The 17683-nt window shown below is 60.5% G+C and carries 13 protein-coding genes; 4 read left to right on the forward strand and 9 right to left on the reverse strand.

Going from position 1 to position 17683, the window contains the following annotated elements:
• Positions 1 to 101: 101 nt before the first annotated feature.
• Both ldhH and DESPR_RS01840 read right to left on the reverse strand, forming a co-directional pair.
• Positions 102 to 2243, reverse strand: coding sequence for an L-lactate dehydrogenase (quinone) large subunit LdhH (ldhH, locus tag DESPR_RS01835; RefSeq protein ID WP_015723111.1), 2142 nt, complete (start codon positions 2241 to 2243; stop codon positions 102 to 104).
• Positions 2243 to 2791, reverse strand: coding sequence for a LutC/YkgG family protein (locus DESPR_RS01840; protein WP_015723112.1), 549 nt, complete (start codon positions 2789 to 2791; stop codon positions 2243 to 2245). The genes ldhH and DESPR_RS01840 overlap by 1 nt, the downstream gene beginning before the upstream one ends.
• A gap of 325 nt (positions 2792 to 3116) precedes the next feature.
• On the opposite strand from DESPR_RS01840, the gene DESPR_RS16930 reads away from it, so the two are divergent.
• The 4 genes from DESPR_RS16930 (at position 3117) to DESPR_RS01865 (ending at position 9164) form a co-directional block, all read left to right on the forward strand.
• Entirely contained in the window at positions 3117 to 5066 is a 1950-nt protein-coding gene (locus tag DESPR_RS16930) for an L-lactate permease (protein WP_015723113.1), read from the forward strand.
• A gap of 332 nt (positions 5067 to 5398) precedes the next feature.
• Entirely contained in the window at positions 5399 to 6118 is a 720-nt protein-coding gene (locus tag DESPR_RS01855) for a FadR/GntR family transcriptional regulator (RefSeq protein ID WP_015723114.1), read from the forward strand.
• 292 nt (positions 6119 to 6410) lie between these two features.
• Positions 6411 to 7805, forward strand: coding sequence for an FAD-binding oxidoreductase (locus DESPR_RS01860; RefSeq protein ID WP_015723115.1), 1395 nt, complete (start codon positions 6411 to 6413; stop codon positions 7803 to 7805).
• Positions 7806 to 7808: 3 nt separating this feature from the next.
• Positions 7809 to 9164 carry a (Fe-S)-binding protein gene (locus tag DESPR_RS01865; protein WP_015723116.1) on the forward strand — a complete coding sequence of 452 codons (1356 nt, stop codon included), beginning with the start codon at positions 7809 to 7811 and terminating at the stop codon, positions 9162 to 9164.
• Between the two features lie 263 nt (positions 9165 to 9427).
• Here the strand turns inward: DESPR_RS01865 and DESPR_RS17675 are convergent, their stop codons facing one another.
• The 7 genes from DESPR_RS17675 to gatB form a co-directional block, all read right to left on the reverse strand.
• Complete coding sequence (locus DESPR_RS17675) at positions 9428 to 10975, reverse strand: PKD domain-containing protein (RefSeq protein WP_015723117.1); 1548 nt, start codon at positions 10973 to 10975, stop codon at positions 9428 to 9430.
• Between the two features lie 44 nt (positions 10976 to 11019).
• Positions 11020 to 11538: a nitroreductase family protein gene (locus DESPR_RS01885; protein ID WP_015723118.1), complete on the reverse strand. Its 519-nt coding sequence runs from the start codon at positions 11536 to 11538 to the stop codon at positions 11020 to 11022.
• A 49-nt stretch (positions 11539 to 11587) separates the two neighbouring features.
• Positions 11588 to 12259 (reverse strand): LOG family protein, encoded by a 672-nt coding sequence (locus DESPR_RS01890; RefSeq protein WP_015723119.1) that lies wholly within the window; start codon positions 12257 to 12259, stop codon positions 11588 to 11590.
• Between the two features lie 100 nt (positions 12260 to 12359).
• Positions 12360 to 13979: a fumarate hydratase gene (locus tag DESPR_RS01895; protein WP_015723120.1), complete on the reverse strand. Its 1620-nt coding sequence runs from the start codon at positions 13977 to 13979 to the stop codon at positions 12360 to 12362.
• A 376-nt stretch (positions 13980 to 14355) separates the two neighbouring features.
• Complete coding sequence (hemW, locus tag DESPR_RS01900) at positions 14356 to 15507, reverse strand: radical SAM family heme chaperone HemW (protein WP_015723121.1); 1152 nt, start codon at positions 15505 to 15507, stop codon at positions 14356 to 14358.
• 1 nt (position 15508) lies between these two features.
• Positions 15509 to 16246 carry a RadC family protein gene (gene radC / locus DESPR_RS01905; protein ID WP_015723122.1) on the reverse strand — a complete coding sequence of 246 codons (738 nt, stop codon included), beginning with the start codon at positions 16244 to 16246 and terminating at the stop codon, positions 15509 to 15511.
• A gap of 7 nt (positions 16247 to 16253) precedes the next feature.
• Positions 16254 to 17681 (reverse strand): Asp-tRNA(Asn)/Glu-tRNA(Gln) amidotransferase subunit GatB, encoded by a 1428-nt coding sequence (gene gatB / locus DESPR_RS01910; protein WP_015723123.1) that lies wholly within the window; start codon positions 17679 to 17681, stop codon positions 16254 to 16256.
• Positions 17682 to 17683: the final 2 nt, after the last annotated feature.

Below are 17683 nucleotides of genomic sequence, written 5' to 3' on the forward strand. Positions count from 1 at the left end.
TAAGTGTATAACTCTATCGGATTGTGAGCAAATCAAATCATGCGGATCGAACCGCCGATCCCGGCCGCCGCAGATCGCGGAGCCGGGATCGGCGCTCACCGTCATCCCTCCAGTTGGTCGGCGATCAGCTCAACGGTGTGGCGCACCTGGACCGGGGCGCCATCCTGGTCCATGCCGCCGCGGATCTGCATGACGCAGCCGGGGCAGTCCATGGCCACCACCGGGGCGCCGGTATCCTTGATGTTTTTCAGTTTACGCTGCAGGATCGGCGCCGAGATCTCCGGCAGTTTGAGCGAGTAGGAGCCGCCCATGCCGCAGCAGATATCGCACTCGAACATCTCGGCCAGCTCGTACCCGGCCTTCTGCAGCAGTTCGCGCGGCGGCTGGTCGGCGTGCAGGGTCCGCTTGAGGTGACAGGAGTCGTGATAGGTGATCTTGCCCAGTTGCCTGCCTTCCTTGAGGGTCAAGCGCCCCTCGTCGACCAGTTTTTTCACCAGGGTCGAGAAGTCGATGGTCTTGGCGGCCAGTTCGCGCGCCTGGGGCAGCCATTTGCGCTGACCGAGGCTCTCGAAGGTGGCGATGAACTCATGATCCAGGGCCACGGTGCAGGTGGGGCAGGCGGAGATCACATAATTCGCTTGCTCCGCCAGCAGGGCCTGGATGTTGTCGACCGCGTTGTTGGCCGCCACCTCGTAGGCGCCGTTGTACCGAGCCGGCGCGCCGCAACAGGTCTGGCCGTCGGGGAACAGCACCTCGATGCCCGCCTTGTTGAGGATCTTCACCAAGGCCACGCCCATCTCCGGGTAGGCGAAATCGATCAGGCAGCCGGCGTAGAAGACCGCCTTCTCCTGCAAGCCTTTCGGTTGCTGGATGGTTTTGAAGACATCGCGGAAGGGCTTGGCGGCAATGGCCGGCAGGCTGCGGCCGTCGGTGAGATCGGCGAGAAACATCGGCAGGTGGCGGATGAACTTGGTGCCCTTGGCAAACGGCTTGGCGGCGACGGAGGCGGCGCGGAGCATCCCGTGGAACACTCTCCGGTTGTTGACCACCGCGTAGATCGACTTGTGCACCAGCGGCAGGCCCTGTTCCTTGACCAATCGCCGCCGGATCTCCATGATCAGGCCGGGGATGTCGATCTTGCCGGGGCAGACGTCCTTGCAGGCCCCGCACTGGATGCACAACCCCTGGATGTCTTCGGAGCTCTTCAGCTCATCGTGCCAGGCGGTGAGGATGGTGCCGATGCCGCCGGTGTAGACCTTGCCGAACACATGGCCGCCGACCAGGCGGAAGATCGGGCAGACGTTGAGGCAGGAGGCGCAGCGGATGCACTGCATCGCCTCCTTGAACAGCGGATCGGCGGCCATCTCGGAGCGGTGGTTGTCCATGAGGATGATGTGCAGCTCTTTCATCGAGCCGTCGCTGTTGGGAGTCGGGCCGGAGATGATCGAGACGTAGCTGGTCAGCAGCTGGGCGGTGGCGCTGCGCGGCAGGGCCTTGAGGATCGGGCCGATGTCGCTGAACTTGGCCACCAGTTTCTCGATGCCGACCACGGCGATGTGGATCTTGGGCAGCGAGGTCACCATGCGGGCGTTGCCCTCGTTGGTCACTAGGGTGATGGAGCCGGTTTCGGCGACGGCGATGTTGCCGCCGGAGATGCCCATGTCGGCGCGGAGGAATTTGGGCCGCATTTCATTGCGCGCCACCTTGACCAGGCGGGGAATGTCGGAGCTGAGGCGCTCGTCGACCTCCTTGGAGAAAATGTCGGCCACCTCCTCCTTGGTCATGTGGATGGCGGGCATGACCATGTGCGAGGGGGTCTGGCCGGCCAGCTGGATGATCCACTCGCCGAGATCGGTTTCGTTGACCTCGATGCCCGCCTTCTCCAGGAAGGGGTTGAGGTGGATCTCCTCGGTGGCCATGGATTTGGATTTGACCACCGACTTGACGTTGTTGGCCTGGGCGACCTTGAGGATGTATTCACGGACCTTGGCCGGGTCGTTGGTGCGGAAGACCTTGGCGCCCTTGGCCTCGGCGTTTTTCTGGAACAGGTCGGAGAGTTCGTCGAGGTGCGAGGCGGCGTAAGACTTCAGGCCGGCGATGGTGGTGCGCAGGGCCTCGAAATCGATGCCCTCATAGGCCTTGGCCCGGTTGACCTTGTAGGCCTCGGAAAACTTGCCGAGCGCGCCGGTGAGGTTGGCGTTGTGCAGGGCACGGTCGATGGATTGTTTGAATTCCTGCTGCATCAGTTGGTCCCTCCCAGCTGGTCGATGAAAACGATGACGAGCCGCTCCGGCCCGTGAACGCCAATGGTCAGCACCCGCTCGATGTCGGCGGTTCGGCTCGGGCCGGTGATCATGGCGATGTAGCCGGTGTTTTGCGGCTGCACCTCGGCCAGCCAGGCCGGCATGTCCGGGAGCAGGCCGGAAGTGGCGATCACGGCCACGTGGATGGTCGGCAGGGTCGATACCAGCCGTTTATCGATGGCGGTGGCATCCTGCACCAGGGTGCCGGTATCGGCGAGCGCCCAGTCGACTTGGCTGATGCCGACCTTGGCGTCGGCCGCCCGCTGGCGGGTGACCTCGAAATGCAACCCCGCGATCGCGTCCAGCTGTTGACGGTCGATGGCGTTCAAAAAGGGGCTGTCGGCCACCACTGCCCCCTGGCCGGGCTGGTCGGCCACGCCCTCGGCGCGGAGGAGGGTGACGAGAAAATCAAGCGCCTCCGCTGGGGTTGAAAAACGGTGCACCTCGGCACTGACGCCCTCGGCCCTGGTTCTGAATTGATCAAACATCTGCTCCTCCCTCTTTCCCGGTCGTGGAACCGGTCCAGTCGTGACCGGCCATTCCGTCGGCCTTTCCGGAGCCGCACCAACAGCGCTGGTCATTTTTTCAAGTTGTAAAACCAAATTATGCCTAACCATATTGCATACTATCGCCCTTTGTCAACATTGTTTTTCCGGAGGCGCTAAAAAATGTCTTGACAACTTTTTCAAAGTGGAATAACTGGTATTACCAATTAACAAAGCCAAAAGATGACGCGCGCTCTTCCTGGACATCCGTAACCCGCCCCGGCCCTGGGGTTGTATGTTAATCCTCCACCACTTAGGAGAACCCGTTATGCCCTGGATACAAAACTACACCCCCATAGGGGAGAGTCTGGGAATGTCGGCCCTTGTCGCCAGCATTCCCCTGGTCGTCATCTTTGTGTGCCTCGCGGTACTGAAGATGAAAGCGCACAAGGCTGCCTTGCTGGCGGTGGCTTCAGCCTTCGCCATCGCCGTCACCGTCTGGGGGATGCCGGCCAAGCTCGCTGGCCTGGCCTTTGGCCAAGGCGCCGCCTTTGGTCTGTTCCCCGTGTTCTACATCGTGCTCACCACCCTGTTTCTCTACAATATTACCGTTAAAGGCGGACAGTTCGAGATCATCCGCGCCTCGCTGGCCGGCTTGACTGCGGACCGCCGCATTCAGGCCCTGCTGATCGCCTTCTGCTTCGGTGCCTTTATCGAAGGCGCGGCCGGGTTCGGCACGCCGGTGGCCATTGCCGGCGCCACCCTGGTGGGACTCGGTTTCCGTCCCCTCTACGCCGCCGGTGTCTGTCTGGTGGCCAACACCGCGCCGGTGGCCTTCGGTGCCATCGGTATTCCAGTGGTCGCCCTGTCCGCGGTCATGGGCTATGGCGACGACGGCATGATGAAGCTTTCCAAGATGGTTGGTCATCAGCTGCCGTTTATCTCGGTTTTTATCCCCTTCTATGTCATCGTCATGATGGCTGGGCTGAAGAAGGCGATGGAGGTCCTGCCGGCCATTCTGACCTGCGGCGTGACCTTTGCCATTGCGCAATGGCTGACCGCGAGCTATGTCGGTCCGTACCTGCCGGACATCACCGCCTCGCTGGCTGCCATGGCAGCGCTGGTTATCCTGCTCCGCGTCTGGCAGCCCAAGGAAAACTTCGTTTTCGCCCATGAGAAGGCCGCAACCAGGGAAGAGCACAACTATACCGGCGGGCAGATTCTGCGCGCGTGGACGCCTTACCTGTTTCTCACCCTGATGGTTCTCCTCTGGGGGCTGCCCTCGGTCAAGGCCGGCCTCGACAATATCGGCAAGGTGGTCATCACCGTGACCGGTCTGGACAACATGATCGTCAAGAAGGTCAACACCCCTGATGTGGGCCTGCAGAAGATCGCCGTGGTCAACGGTGAAATCGACAAGCTGACCGCCGCGCTGCCCGCCGGTGAGGCCAAGCTGGCACCGGTCGTGACCCTGCTTGGCGAGTTGAAAGCCCTGCAAGGCCCCTTGGCCGAAGTGGAGCAGCGGCTTGTCGGCAAAGGTGCGGTTCTGCCGGAAGAGCGTTTCAAGGCCTTTGAGCCGGTTTTCAAGAAATCGGAAGAGCTGAAGAAGTTGAGCGAGGGCTTGGTCAAGGACAAGGTGGTGGAAAAGGATCAGTTCAAGTCGCTGACCAAGGCGCTTGCCGACCAACTGCCCACCAAGATCGCCGCCAAGTATAACTTTAACTATCTGTCCGCGGCCGGTACCGCCATCCTGATCGCGGCCCTGCTGTCCGCCCTGATTTGCGGCGTCGGCTTTGGCGATGTGGCAAAAATCGCCGGCAAGACCATCGTCGACATGCGCTTCCCGGCGTTGACCGTGGCCTCGGTGCTTGGTCTGGCCTATGTGATGAATGCCTCGGGCATGACCAACTGCCTCGGTCTGGTCTTCACCAAGACCGGTCATTGGTTCCCGTTCATCGCCCCGATTCTCGGCTGGCTGGGCGTGTTCCTCACCGGTTCCGACACCTCGAGCAACGTGCTCTTCGGTGGTCTGCAGAAGGCCACGGCTGAACAGTTGGGGATCAGCCCGATTCTCACCGGTGCCGCCAATACCTCGGGTGGTGTCATGGGCAAGATGATTTCTCCCCAGTCCCTGGCCGTTGCCACCGCCGCGTGCGGCATGGTCGGCGAGGAAGGCAACCTGTTCCGTTTTACCCTGAAGCATTCGTTGTTCTTGACATTCATCGTCTGCGTCATGGTCTATCTCCAGGCCTACTACCTGCAATGGATGATTCCGTAACCTGATCTCCTTGTCTCTCTTCCTCAGGAATTGTCCGGTTCACTTCCCCCTGGCCGGACAATTCGCCCCCACTGACGAAGAGGACGCACGTCCCTCCGGGTGGCCTTTCATCGGGCCACCCGGAGACCTTCTCGATCAAAGGGGGGATGCCAAGGCATCTCCCCTTTCTGTTGTGAGGGCCGAGCCATTCGAGAACCTTGTCCGTTTCATCCGTTTCAGCTGTTCGCTCCCGCGCCCGTCGTGTCGATGCAGATGACAATTCCTTGCATTTCACCAGGTGGTGGAGTAGAAAAGGCCCGATTCCCTGAGTGATGTTAACCGTGTGGACGACTATGCGATTCAAACCGATCAAGCCAAAGAAGGTTTCCACCCAGATAGCAGACCAGATTCGCGACTCGATTCTTGCCGGTGATTTCGCTCCCGGCGACAAGCTGCCGCCAGAACGGGAGTTGGCCGAGATGTTCGGCGTTTCCCGCCCTTCGGTGCGCGAGGCGCTCAATATCCTCGCCGCGGCCGGATTGGTGATGTCCTATCAGGGGGGCGGCACCGTGGTGTTATCTCTGGTCGACGCCGGGCAGGGCGGCTCGCTGAGCGAGTTGATCCGCAGCCAGCAGGAACGCGCCCTGGAGGTGATCGAAGTGCGCAAGTGCATGGAATCCTGGACTGCCTACTATGCGGCCCAGCGAGCACTGCCTGACGATCTGCGCCGCATGGAGGAGATTTTGGCCGGCATGGAAAAGAATCTGACCGATCAGCTGCCGTCCGAGGATCTGGATGCCAATCTGCATATCGTCATCGCCCGCGCCACCCACAACATTGTCTGGTTGCACCTGATGCAGTCCATTTTCGACGCCATGAAGGAGTTTCAGCGCGGCGTGTGGCGGGCGGTGTATCTGACCCTGGAAGACCACAAACTGCTCTATCAACACCATTCCGCCCTGGTGGCGGCCATTCGTTCCCGGGATGCGGACCGGGCGCGTGAGATGATGATGCATCACCTCACCTTCGCGGAAAAACGCAGCGCCGCCTACGTCTCCAGCCAACCCAACTGACCTGCCCCCCTGTCCGCCTCTTTCGACAGGGGTGGATTCCTTTTCTCGATCCCCTCCCGTTTCCCTCGCCGCCCTTCGTTTTGCGGTGATTTTTTGTTCTGCTTCCCGAGAGTTGTCCGCAAATACGGCGGGTTCTGGCGACGGCCGCGCGTGATTTTATTTGACAGATCATTTTTCAAGTGATAATTGGTAAGACAACAATACCGCCGTCGAATAAGCAGGCAGGTACGGGAAGTTGCGGCGGAGAGAGTGAATCCGGCATGTGCGTTCAGCGCAAAGGAGAACAGTCGATATGCTTGACAAGACCGTTATTGAACAACTCGAGGCCCTGGTAGGAAAAGAAAATGTACTGACCGGCAAGGTCGATCTGGTGGCGTACAGCTATGATGCCACCGCCGATGTGCCGCGGCAGGTGCCGGATGTGGTCGTGTTGCCAACCAGTGCCGAAATGGTCCAGGACATCGTCCGCCTGGCCCGGCGTCACAAGATCGCCATCTATCCGCGTGGCGCCGGCACCAATCTCAGCGGCGGCACCGTGCCCCTGAAGAAGGGGATTGTCCTCTCCTTCCAGAAAATGAACAAGATCCTGGAGATCGATGCCGCCAACCTCACCGCCGTGGTCCAGCCCGGGGTGGTGATCAATGCCCTCAACACCGCTGTCGCGTCCCATGGGCTGATCTATCCGCCCGATCCGGGCACGGTGGCCACCGCCACCATGGGCGGCTCGGCGGCGGAAAACTCCGGCGGCCTGCGCGGCCTCAAGTACGGCGTGACCAAAAATTACATCATGGGTATGGAAGTGGTGCTGGCCAGCGGCGACAAGGTCCGCTTCGGCGGCAAAACCGTGAAGAACGTCACTGCCTATGATTTTTCCAACCTCTTTGTCGGTTCGGAAGGGACGCTCGGCATCATCACCGAACTGACCGCCAAACTGATCCCCGCCCCGAAATTTCGCCGCACCATGACCGGTGAGTTCAAAACCCTGGCCGATGCGGGCAATGCCGTGGCCGGGATCATCGCCGCCCAGGTCATTCCCGCCACGCTTGAAATCATGGATCGGATGACCATTCAAACCGTCGAGGATTTCGCCCATATCGGCCTGCCGGTGGATGCCGAGGCCCTGTTGCTCATCGAGGTGGACGGCATGTCCGAGGATGTGGTCAACGCCGAAGCCGAGGCGGTGATGCGGGTGGTGACCGAGAATAACGGCAATCTCAGAACGGCGAATACCGATCAGGAGCGCGACCAGCTGTGGACCGCGCGCCGCAACGCCTTGCCGGCCCTGGCTTCGCTCAACAACACCGTCATCCTTGAGGATGCCACCGTGCCGCGTTCGCGCATCACCGACATGCTCATCGCCTGTCAGGACATCGGCAAGAAATATGCATTGACGCTCGGCACCTTTGGGCATGCCGGCGACGGCAATCTCCATCCCACCATCCTCTGCGACAAGAACAACCAGGACGAAATGAGCCGGATGCACAAGGCGGTCGACGAGATTTTCGAGGCAGCCCTGCATTTTGGCGGCACCTTGTCCGGCGAACATGGTATCGGCATGGCAAAAATGAAGTATCTCGGCGATGAGCTCGGTCAGAGCGGCCTGGACCTGATGCGCAGCATCAAGGAGTCGCTGGACCCCGAGTACGTGCTCAATCCGGGCAAGATGGTTCCTGTGCGGGAGAACTGAATCATGGCGGTCACAGAAGACAAGGCCCGGGTGGTACGGGCTGGAAAAACCTACCACGACGATCTGGCCATCGTCCGCGAGGAACTCGACAAATGCATGAAGTGCGGCAACTGCATGGCCGTGTGTCCGGTGTACGGGGCGGATAAGCTGGAAACCTCCGTCACCCGCTCCAAGATCGCGGTGGCCGAGGCCGTGCTCGACGGTCAGCTGGAACTCGACGATCCCCAGGTCTATGAGATGCTGTTTAACTGTTTGGTGTGCAAATCCTGCATGACCAACTGCCCGACCAAGGTCAATTTCGGCCGGATCATCCTGGCCCTGCGGGCTGCCTTGGTGCGCAAGAACGGCCTACCCTGGCTGAAGAAGGCAATTTTTTCCACCCTCAAGCATCCCTCGCTGTTTGATACCAGCATGCGGATCGGGGCGGCCCTCCAAGGATTGGCCTTCAAGACCGACCAAGGCGGCAAGGCTATCTCGCCCCGCGCCCCCTTTGCCAAGGTGGGGGGGCCGATTGGCCTCGACAGCGAGCGACAGATGCCGGCCCTGAACGTCACTCCGTTGCGGGACCGGGTGGACGACGTGGTCAAGGTGGCGGGCAGCACGATGAAGGTGGCTTTCTTTACCGGCGATTCCTTGAACTATTTCTACCCCGAGGCCGGCCAGGATCTGATCGAGGTCCTGAGTGCCAACCAGATCGAGGTCCATATCCCCAAAGGGCAGAACTGCTGCGGCGTGCCGGTGCTGGTTCATGGCGACATCGACACCGTGCGCAAGCTGGCCCGCGCCAATATCGATGCCTTCGAGGCGACGGGTTGTGAATACCTGATTACCGGCTGCGGCTCCTGCGGTAGCGCCTGGCAGCATGACTACACCGAGATTCTGGCCGCCGACCCGGTTTACGGTCCCAAGGCCGAATACTGGGCCAAGCGGACGTACGACATCTCCACGTTCCTCACCCGGGTGATCACCTTGCGCGAACCCAAGGGACGGGTGGAACGGGTGGTCACCTACCACGATTCCTGCCATTTGAAAAAGGCAATGAAGGTTTCTGCCGAACCACGCGAGATCCTCAACGTCATCCCCGGTCTCACCTTCAAGGAAATGTCGGCGCCGGACGCCTGTTGCGGCAGCGGTGGCTCCTTTGTCCTCTCCCACTACGAGACGGCGAGCACCATCGGCCGTAAAAAAGCCGACGACATCAACCGCACCGGCGCCGATACCGTATCCACGGGGTGTCCGGCCTGCATGATGCAACTGCTGGATAATGTCCATCGCAGCGGCGGCCAGCAAAAGATCATCCACTACATCTCCTTGCTGGCTGAGTCGTATCGGAAGGAGAAAGAGGGGGCCCGTTCCTGAGCGGGAGCGTTCTCCGGAGACACAAGAAAAAAGGGGAAAGGATGTTACATCCTTTCCCCTTTTTTCATCTCTTGTGCTGGCCAGTCCTTTGTTTTTCTTTCCTCGTCAACAGGACGATGGGGTCTTCCCTACCGACCGAGCACGGTGAAGAGGACCCTCTCCTCATGGCCTGTTTTGTTTTCTTTTGACCAAAACGGGTGGTGCTGCCCCGTACTCTATCATGTTGCGCTGTCTGCCCGGTGCCGGTTCAAAGTGCAACGGTATTACTGTCCGGTCGGGAAAATGGCCAGATAGCCGACCTGTTCTCCCGGATGTTTCATTTCCCGATCTTTTGACCGTTCCTCCTGGATTTTTATCTGAAATCCTTCGGTGGTTATTTTCTTTACACGCAAGGTGGATGGCTCCGCATTGGCCAGGGTTTGCAGGCTAGCCAGGACCAGGGGCGGTTGTCTGAAGGCGCTCTGAAAGCGGGCCTTGGACCAAGAACTGGAAACCAGCTTGCCGGTGGACGATGCCTCGAATCGGACCATTCCGGTTGCACCTATGCCCGGTTGCCAGGCCACGTAATGCACGGTTTCGTTGCGATGATCAGCGCGAAGGTTGCTCTCTTGTTCCTGGAAAAAGTAGGTGAATCCGGAACGGTTGATGTTGTGAACCCGGCCGGCGATGGATTCGGCCTCATTGGTTGAGGTGACGGTGGTCAAGACCACGGGAACGGCTTGAAAGGTTTTACTAAAGGAGATCGGTCGCGCAGTGGCTGAACCGGTGAAACTTCCGGCCTCGACCACGGAACCGTTGTTCAAGGTGATCCTTCCCTTTTCCATGACTAGATAGCTGATGGTTTCTTCCGGGTGTTTGTCGTCCTGATAGGTCCATTCTGCAATCCGGACATCAAAACCGGTGGCGGTGACATTGCGAGTACGGACGCCGCAGGGCGCACTGTTGGAGAAATTTGGTGGTCCAACCACCAGGATGGGATTGCTGTAGCGCGAGGCAAAAGGAACGTGGACCCAATTGCTGGTAATTCCGATCTCGCCCGCTTCAAGGGCCAACCTGGCGGCTCCAGTCCCGGCCGTGTTCCGGTTGTTGGCGGTTGTGGTCGAGGAGGAGGTAGCAGTCGTTGCCTCACTCGGTGTGGTTGCGGAGACAGTGCGGGAGGGCACCGATGTAGAGCTATTGTTCGAGGTGGCCTGGCGAGCGCTGACCGGCGTGGTAACCACGATGGGGGTGCTGGCCTTGCTTGTTCCGCCCTGACTGTCTTCGATGGTTAGGGTGGTGGTATAGGTACCCGCCTCGGTGAAGGTGTGGGAGGTTCTGGCGCCGGTGGCCTTGAAACCGTCGCCAAAATTCCAAGAGTAGGAGATGATCGAGCTCCGATTGGCAGCCGTCGAGCCGGACCCGTCAAAGGAGATGGTCAACGGGTTTGTCCCTGCCGCGGTACTTGAGGAGAGGACAGCTGTGGATACCCTGCTGGTGGAGGCGCCCGTTGTCCCGGAACTGCCTGCTTTGGAGCTGGTAAAGGCGAACGGCGCGGAATGCGGACTTTCGGTTCCATCCGTGAAGGCGGCGGTCAGGGTGAAATGGGTGATGTCGGTCGTTAGAGTAACCGCGCAATCCATGGCCGTTGCCTTGGGGTTTTTGACTTGACAGACAAAACTTCCTTCCTGATACAGCTTGAAACCGCTGACCGCCGGGGTGCTCGGAGGCGTATATCCCCATTCGACATGGATGGATTGGGTCGCGGCCGCAGCGGGAATACAGGCCAGGCCATGCAGGGCCAGAAGGAAAAGTGCATAGAGAAGACGAGACATAGAAGGCATCGGGTAAAGTATTGATGGGGGAAGGAGAAACAGATTCACCATTGTTCCCCATGTACAAGGTTTGGATTGTAGCGGGTGCGGGCCGGACTGTCCTGGGCCGGCCAACCGAGGGCGATGGCGGACACCGGAATGATGGTTTCGGGGAGAGAGAACGTCCGCGAGACGGCCGCAATCCGCTCCTCGCGGGGATGGATGCCCAGCCAGCAGGCGCCCAAGCCCAGGGCATTGGCCGCCAGGAGAATGTTTTCGATCGCGGCGCTTACATCCTGCAATAAAAAAGAGAGCTCCCGGTCATGGGCCCGGTCGATGTCGCCACACACCACCAGGGCGGCGGCGGCCCCGCCGAGCATCTTGCCATTGGGGAGACAGGCGGCCAGCTGGTCCAAGGAACCACGGGTGCGCAGGACGAGAAAATGCCAGGGATCCTTGGCCACCGCGGAAGGCGCGGCCATGGCCGCTTCCAGCAGGTCGGTGATCATGCTGTCCGGTACTTCCTTTTGGGTGAAGGTGCGAATGCTGCGTCGCGAAAAGATGAAATGCAGTTTGGGGTTCATGGGGCCTCCCGAAGTACGTTCAAGGTGTTGGTGCGTGGGGGCGGCGGAGTCAGACCGTGGTCCGACGCTGGTCGCCTTGATACTGGCGGCATTCCTCCAGGTAGCAGCCGATGATCTCCACCACGGCCTCGGGGGTGTCGACCAGGTGAAACAGATCCAGATCCTCCGGGGCAATGGATCTGTGGGGGAGCATCTCCGCCCGGATCCAGTCGAGCAACCCCTGCCAGTAGCTGGTGCCAAAGAGGACGATGGGAAACCGGCGAATCTTTTTGGTCTGGATCAGGGTCAAGGACTCGAAAAATTCATCCATCGTACCGAAACCGCCGGGGAAAATGACATAGGCCATGGCGTAGCGAACAAACATCAGCTTGCGGATGAAAAAATAGCGAAAGGTGAGGCTGCGGTTCTGAAAGTGGTTGGGGTGCTGCTCCCGGGGCAGAATGATGTTCAGCCCGACCGAGGTGCCGCCTGCCTCGAAGCAGCCACGGCTGGCCGCCTCCATGATCCCGGGGCCGCCGCCGGTGATCACCGCCAGATTCTGCTGGACCAGCAGCCCCGCCGTTTCTCGGGCGGCGATATAATAGGGGGAATTCTCACCAAAACGGGCGCCGCCGAAAACCGACACAGCGGGCCCGAGATCGTTGAGGGTTTCGATACCATCGATCAGTTCGGCCTGGATGCGGAAAATCCGCCAGGCTTCCGAGGTTTTCAGGTCATCCATGAAAAAACGAAGAAGACGGCCGATGGGAAGGTGATCCTTCCCATCGGTCAGGAGTTGTCAACCGAGCCGTCGACCGCGGACGGCCGGCGGCAGAGAGGAATTACAGCAGGCCCTTGAAAAAGTCGTTGCCCTTGTCGTCGACCAGGATGAAGGCCGGGAAGTCAACCACTTCGATCTTCCATACCGCTTCCATGCCCAGTTCCGGATAGTCGATGCACTCGACCTTCTTGATGTTCTCCTCGGCCAGCAGGGCGGCAGGGCCGCCGATGGAGCCGAGGTAGAAGCCGCCATGCTTCTTGCAAGCATCGGTCACCTGCTGCGAGCGGTTGCCCTTGGCGATCATCACCATGGAGCCGCCGTTGGCCTGGAACAGATCGACATAGCTGTCCATGCGGCCGGCCGTGGTCGGGCCGAAGGAACCGGACGGTTTGCCGGGCGGGGTCTTGGCAGGGCCGGCATAGTAGACCGGATGATTCTTGAGATAATCGGGCAACGGCTTACCGGCGTCGAGCAACTCTTTCCACTTGGCGTGGGCGATGTCGCGGCCGACGATGATGGTCCCGGTGAGCGAAAGAACCGTGGAGACCGGGTGCTTGGTCAGCTCGGCGAGCACGTTCTTGATCGGCTGGTTGAGATCGATCTTCACCTGATGGCCGCCTTTGCGGTCACGGTACTCGGCCGGAATCAGGCGGCCGGGGTTGTCGTCCATCTGCTCGATCCAGAGGCCATCCTTGTTGATCTTGGCCTTGATGTTGCGGTCGGCGGAGCAGGAAACGCCCATGCCCACCGGGCAGGAGGCGCCGTGGCGGCTCATGCGGATGACGCGGATGTCGTGGGCAAAATACTTGCCGCCAAACTGGGCGCCAAGACCGAGTTTCTGGGCTTCGACCAGCAATTCTTGCTCCAGTTCCACATCACGGAAGGAGCGGCCGAGTTCATTGCCGCTGGTGGGCAGATTGTCCAGGTATTTGGCCGAGGCCAGTTTCACGGTTTTCAGGCAGGTTTCAGCACTGGTGCCACCGATGACAAAGGCGATGTGGTACGGCGGGCAGGCGGCGGTACCGAGCGTCTTCATCTTCTCCACCAGGAATTTCTTCAGGGTGCCTGGGTTGAGCAGGGCCTTGGTCTCCTGATAGAGATAGGTCTTGTTGGCGCTGCCGCCGCCTTTCGCCAGGAAGAGGAACTTGTATTCCGCACCTTGCGTGGCATAGATGTCGATCTGGGCCGGCAGGTTGGTCTTGGTGTTGACCTCTTCGTACATGGTCAGCGGCGCATTCTGGGAATAGCGGAGATTCTCCTCGGTGTAGGTGGTGTAGACGCCGGCCGAAATCATCTCGGCATCGTCGCATCCGGTCCACACGTTCTGCCCCTTCTTGGCGACAACACAGGCGGTGCCGGTATCTTGGCAGACCGGCAGCACATAGCTGGCGGCTACCTCGGCGTTGCGCAACATGGCGTAGGCGACTTCCTTGTCGTTGCGCGAGGACTCGGGATCAGCGAAAATCTTGGCCACCTGCTCGTTATGCGCCGGACGGAGGCGGAACGACACCTCGCGCATGGCTTGGTTGGCCAGCACCTTCAGTCCTTCCGGGTCGATCTTGAGGACTTCCTGACCGTTGAAGGTTTCGGTGGACACATACTTGCTGGACCCCTCCAACAAACGGAATTGGGTCTCATCTTTACCGAGGGGGAAGGGATCCTGATACACAAAACCTGCCATAATGGTGCTCCTTGTTTGAATGAAAAGACAATGTATGAGGGATCGCCCGGATAACCGGCCGACCATCCGACAAACAAACAACCGCTCGCTGTGCCATCGCCTTGGCCACGGAGCATTCACCCGTTAAGCGCCGAGGGGATGTTATCGCTTCTTCCACACCACATCCATCACCGCAGCGGTGGACGGAACAATTCGCTTCGAGGCATTCCGGCGTCGGGAAATTGTTCAACCGTACCTTTTACCCTGCGAAGCCGACAAAGGCAAGACTGGAAAACCGGGCAATTGGCGCGATTGAGAGCGGTGTTCGGCGGCAAGGGGATGGGCGAAACCCTGGCGAACCTGTCGCGGTGGCCTGGTTCGGGGCCACAAACCGGCCCTAGACCAGTTCGGCCATCACCCGGTTGGCCAGGGGTAGGCCCGTGGGCGAGAGACGGAGGCGGTCGTGTTCAAGGATCACCAATCCCTGATCGAGCAGCCGCGACAGGGTGGGGCCGTAATAGGTTGGGAGATGGATGGCGAATCGCTGCGCAAGAGCGCTGATCGATACACCTGCCAGCAGGCGCAATCCCATGATCACGGTTTCGCGGAAGGCGGCTTCGGCATCCAACCGCTCTGTCGTCTGCCAAACGGTTTGCCCGGTGGCGATCCAATGGCAATAGGCAGCGAGGTCGGCAACGGCGGTTCGGCGCTGGCCGCCGAAAGCGGCAACTGCACCCGGTCCCAGGCCAAGATACCAGCCATTTTGCCAGTAGTTGCGGTTGTGGGCGCATTCAAGGCCGGGCAGGGCGTAGTTGGATATTTCATACCGATGGAGGCCGTGGCGGCCGACGGTGCGGTCGATCGCCGTCATCATGGCCAGTACCTCGTCCTCTGGGGGCAGGGTCCACTGCCGCTGGGCGAGTTGCCGGGCAAAAGGAGTGTGCTCCTCCACGGTCAGCTCATAGAGCGAGCAGTGGTCGATGCCGGCAGCCAGGATCCGTTCCAATCCGCGCTGCCAGGAGTTCACCGTTTGCCCCGGCAGACCGTACATCAGGTCGGCGCTGCAGTTCTCGAAGCCGGCCTCGCGGGCGGCGGCGAGGATGGCCAGGGCCTCGTCGGCGGTGTGGATTCGGCCGAGCTGGTGCAGCTCCCGGTCGTCCAGCGATTGGATGCCGATGGAGAGACGATTGCATCCGGCCCGGTTCAACTGCCGGAGGCCTGTGGGATCGATGGTTCCGGGGTTGACCTCGATGGTGATTTCCGGCTGTTCGGTGGCGAAAGGGAACACGGCGCGGCAATCGGCCAGCAGGGTGGCCAAGGCCTCGGGTGGAAGGAGGGAAGGCGTGCCGCCGCCGAAAAAAACAGTGGCAAAGCGCAGCGCCTGGATCTCAGGCACTGCGGCCAACTGCCGCATCTGCAACCGTACTGTCTCGACATAGCGCCGGATGTCCCCGGCTTGGGGAACAATAGAGAAAAAACTGCAGTAAGGGCACTTGCGGCGGCAGAAAGGCACATGGAGGTAAATGCCGGCTTGGGCGGCAAGGTCCATGTCAGGCGGTCCGGTCGAGCAGGCGGCGGCAGTCGGCACGGATCTTGGCCATGATTCCCTGGTCGGCGAAACTGTACACTTGATCGGAGGCGCCGATGATCAGGTGGTCGAGCAGGTTGATGTGCATGAACGAGCAGATCAGATGGAGGGAGCGTGTGAGCTCTTCATCCTGGCGGGAGGGGGTGAGGCTGCCCGAGGGATGGTTGTGGGCGATCACCAGGGCGCTGGCATTGCGGGCCAGGGCGGCCTTGACCAGCTCGCGCGGGTAGACGGTATTGACCGTGACCGTGCCCTCGGCCACCACGGCCGCGTCGATGATGCCGTGGGCGGCGTCGAGGAAGACCACGGTCAATACTTCGTGTTGCAGGCCGCGCATGGAGTGGATCAGATAGTCGGCCACCTCGCGGGAGGAGTGGACATACTGCTTGCCAACGATGCGCTGGCGCAGGTAGCGCCGGGCCACCCCCTGGATGAACTGGAGGGCGAAGATGTTCTTCGGACCGATCCCCTTGATCTGCTGTAACTGGATCGGCGAGGCGTCGAGCACGGCGGGCAGGGATTTGAACTGGGCCAGCGCCGCGCGCGCCGCCTCCTTGCAATCGGAGCGCGGTGTGCCGAAGGTCAGCAGCAGTTCGATGATTTCGCTGTCGGTGAAGGCCTCGATCCCCTGCGCCAGGAGCTTGTCGCGCAGCCGCTGGCGATGGCCCGCACCCTTGTCCTGCCAGTCACATTTATCCACAGCGGTTTCAGGCGTTCAGCTCCTGGGCAAACAGCTTGTTGGCCAGCTGGGGGTTCGCCTGCCCCTTGGTCTTCTGCATCAGTTGGCCGACGAAGAAACCCATCACCTTGGTCTTGCCATCGCGGAACTGTTGCACTTGATCCGGGTTGGCGTTGATAATTTCTCGCACCAGGGCCACCAAGGCACCCTCGTCGCTCATCTGCACCAGCCCCTTGGCCTTGACGATCGCCTCCGGATCGTCGCCGCTGGTCAGCATCTCGGTAAAGACCGTCTTGGCGATCTTGCCCGAAATGGTGCCTTCCTCGATCAGGCGCAGCAACTTGGCCAACTGTGCCGGCCTGACCGGGCATTCGCCAATGCGTTCGGGGCCGTAGTCACGCAGGAGTTCGGTACCGATGAAGTTGGCCAGTTTTTTGGCGTTGGCAAAGTTCAGCAGGGCCTCTTCGAAATAGTCGGCCAGTTCACGGGAGGCGGTGAGAAGGGCGGCATCATAATCGGTCAGCCCAATATCACTGACAAACCGTTGCCGCCGCCGATCCGGCAGTTCGGGCAATTCGGCACGCACCTGTTCAATCCACGCCTCGTCAACCACCACCGGGATCAGGTCCGGGTCCGGAAAGTAGCGGTAGTCGTGGGCCTCTTCCTTGCCACGCATCGGCTCGGTCCGCCCCTTGTCCGGATCCCACAGCAGGGTCTGCTGGATCACCTCGCCGCCTTCAAGCAGAACGTCGCGTTGGCGGCGGATCTCGTATTCCAGCGCCAATTGCACGTTGCGAAACGAATTCATGTTCTTCAGCTCGGTGCGGGTACCGAACTCCTGCTGCCCTCGTGGTCGCAGCGAGATGTTGGCATCGCAGCGGAAACTGCCCTCCTGCATGTTGCCGTCGCAGATATCGAGGTAGCGGACAATGGCATGCAGTTTCTTCAAATAGGCGGCGGCCTCCTCCGGCGAGCGCAGGTCCGGTTCGCTGACGATTTCGAGCAACGGCGTGCCGGTGCGGTTGAGATCGACATAGCTGACCGGCTCGCGTTCGTCATGAACCAGCTTGCCGGCATCCTCCTCCATGTGGATGCGGGTGATACCGATGGTCTTGGGCGTCTGGCCGTCTACCTCGATCTCGATGCGGCCGTGCTCGCAGATGGGCAGTTCGAACTGGGAGATCTGGTACCCCTTGGGCAGATCTGGATAAAAATAATTTTTGCGGGCAAAGCGGTTTTCCCGGTTGATGGTCGATTCGGTGGCCAATCCCAGCTTGATGGCCGACTCCACCACCTTACGGTTGAGCACCGGCAGCGAGCCGGGCATGCCCAGGCATACCGGGCAGGTGTGGGTGTTGGGCGGCGCGCCGAACTCGGTGGAGCAACCACAGAAAATTTTGCTCTTGGTCTTCATCTGGGCATGGATTTCCAGCCCGATCACGGTTTCAAATTCCATAA

The sequence above is a fragment of the Desulfobulbus propionicus DSM 2032 genome (assembly GCF_000186885.1).
In the GTDB taxonomy this organism is placed as follows: domain Bacteria; phylum Desulfobacterota; class Desulfobulbia; order Desulfobulbales; family Desulfobulbaceae; genus Desulfobulbus; species Desulfobulbus propionicus.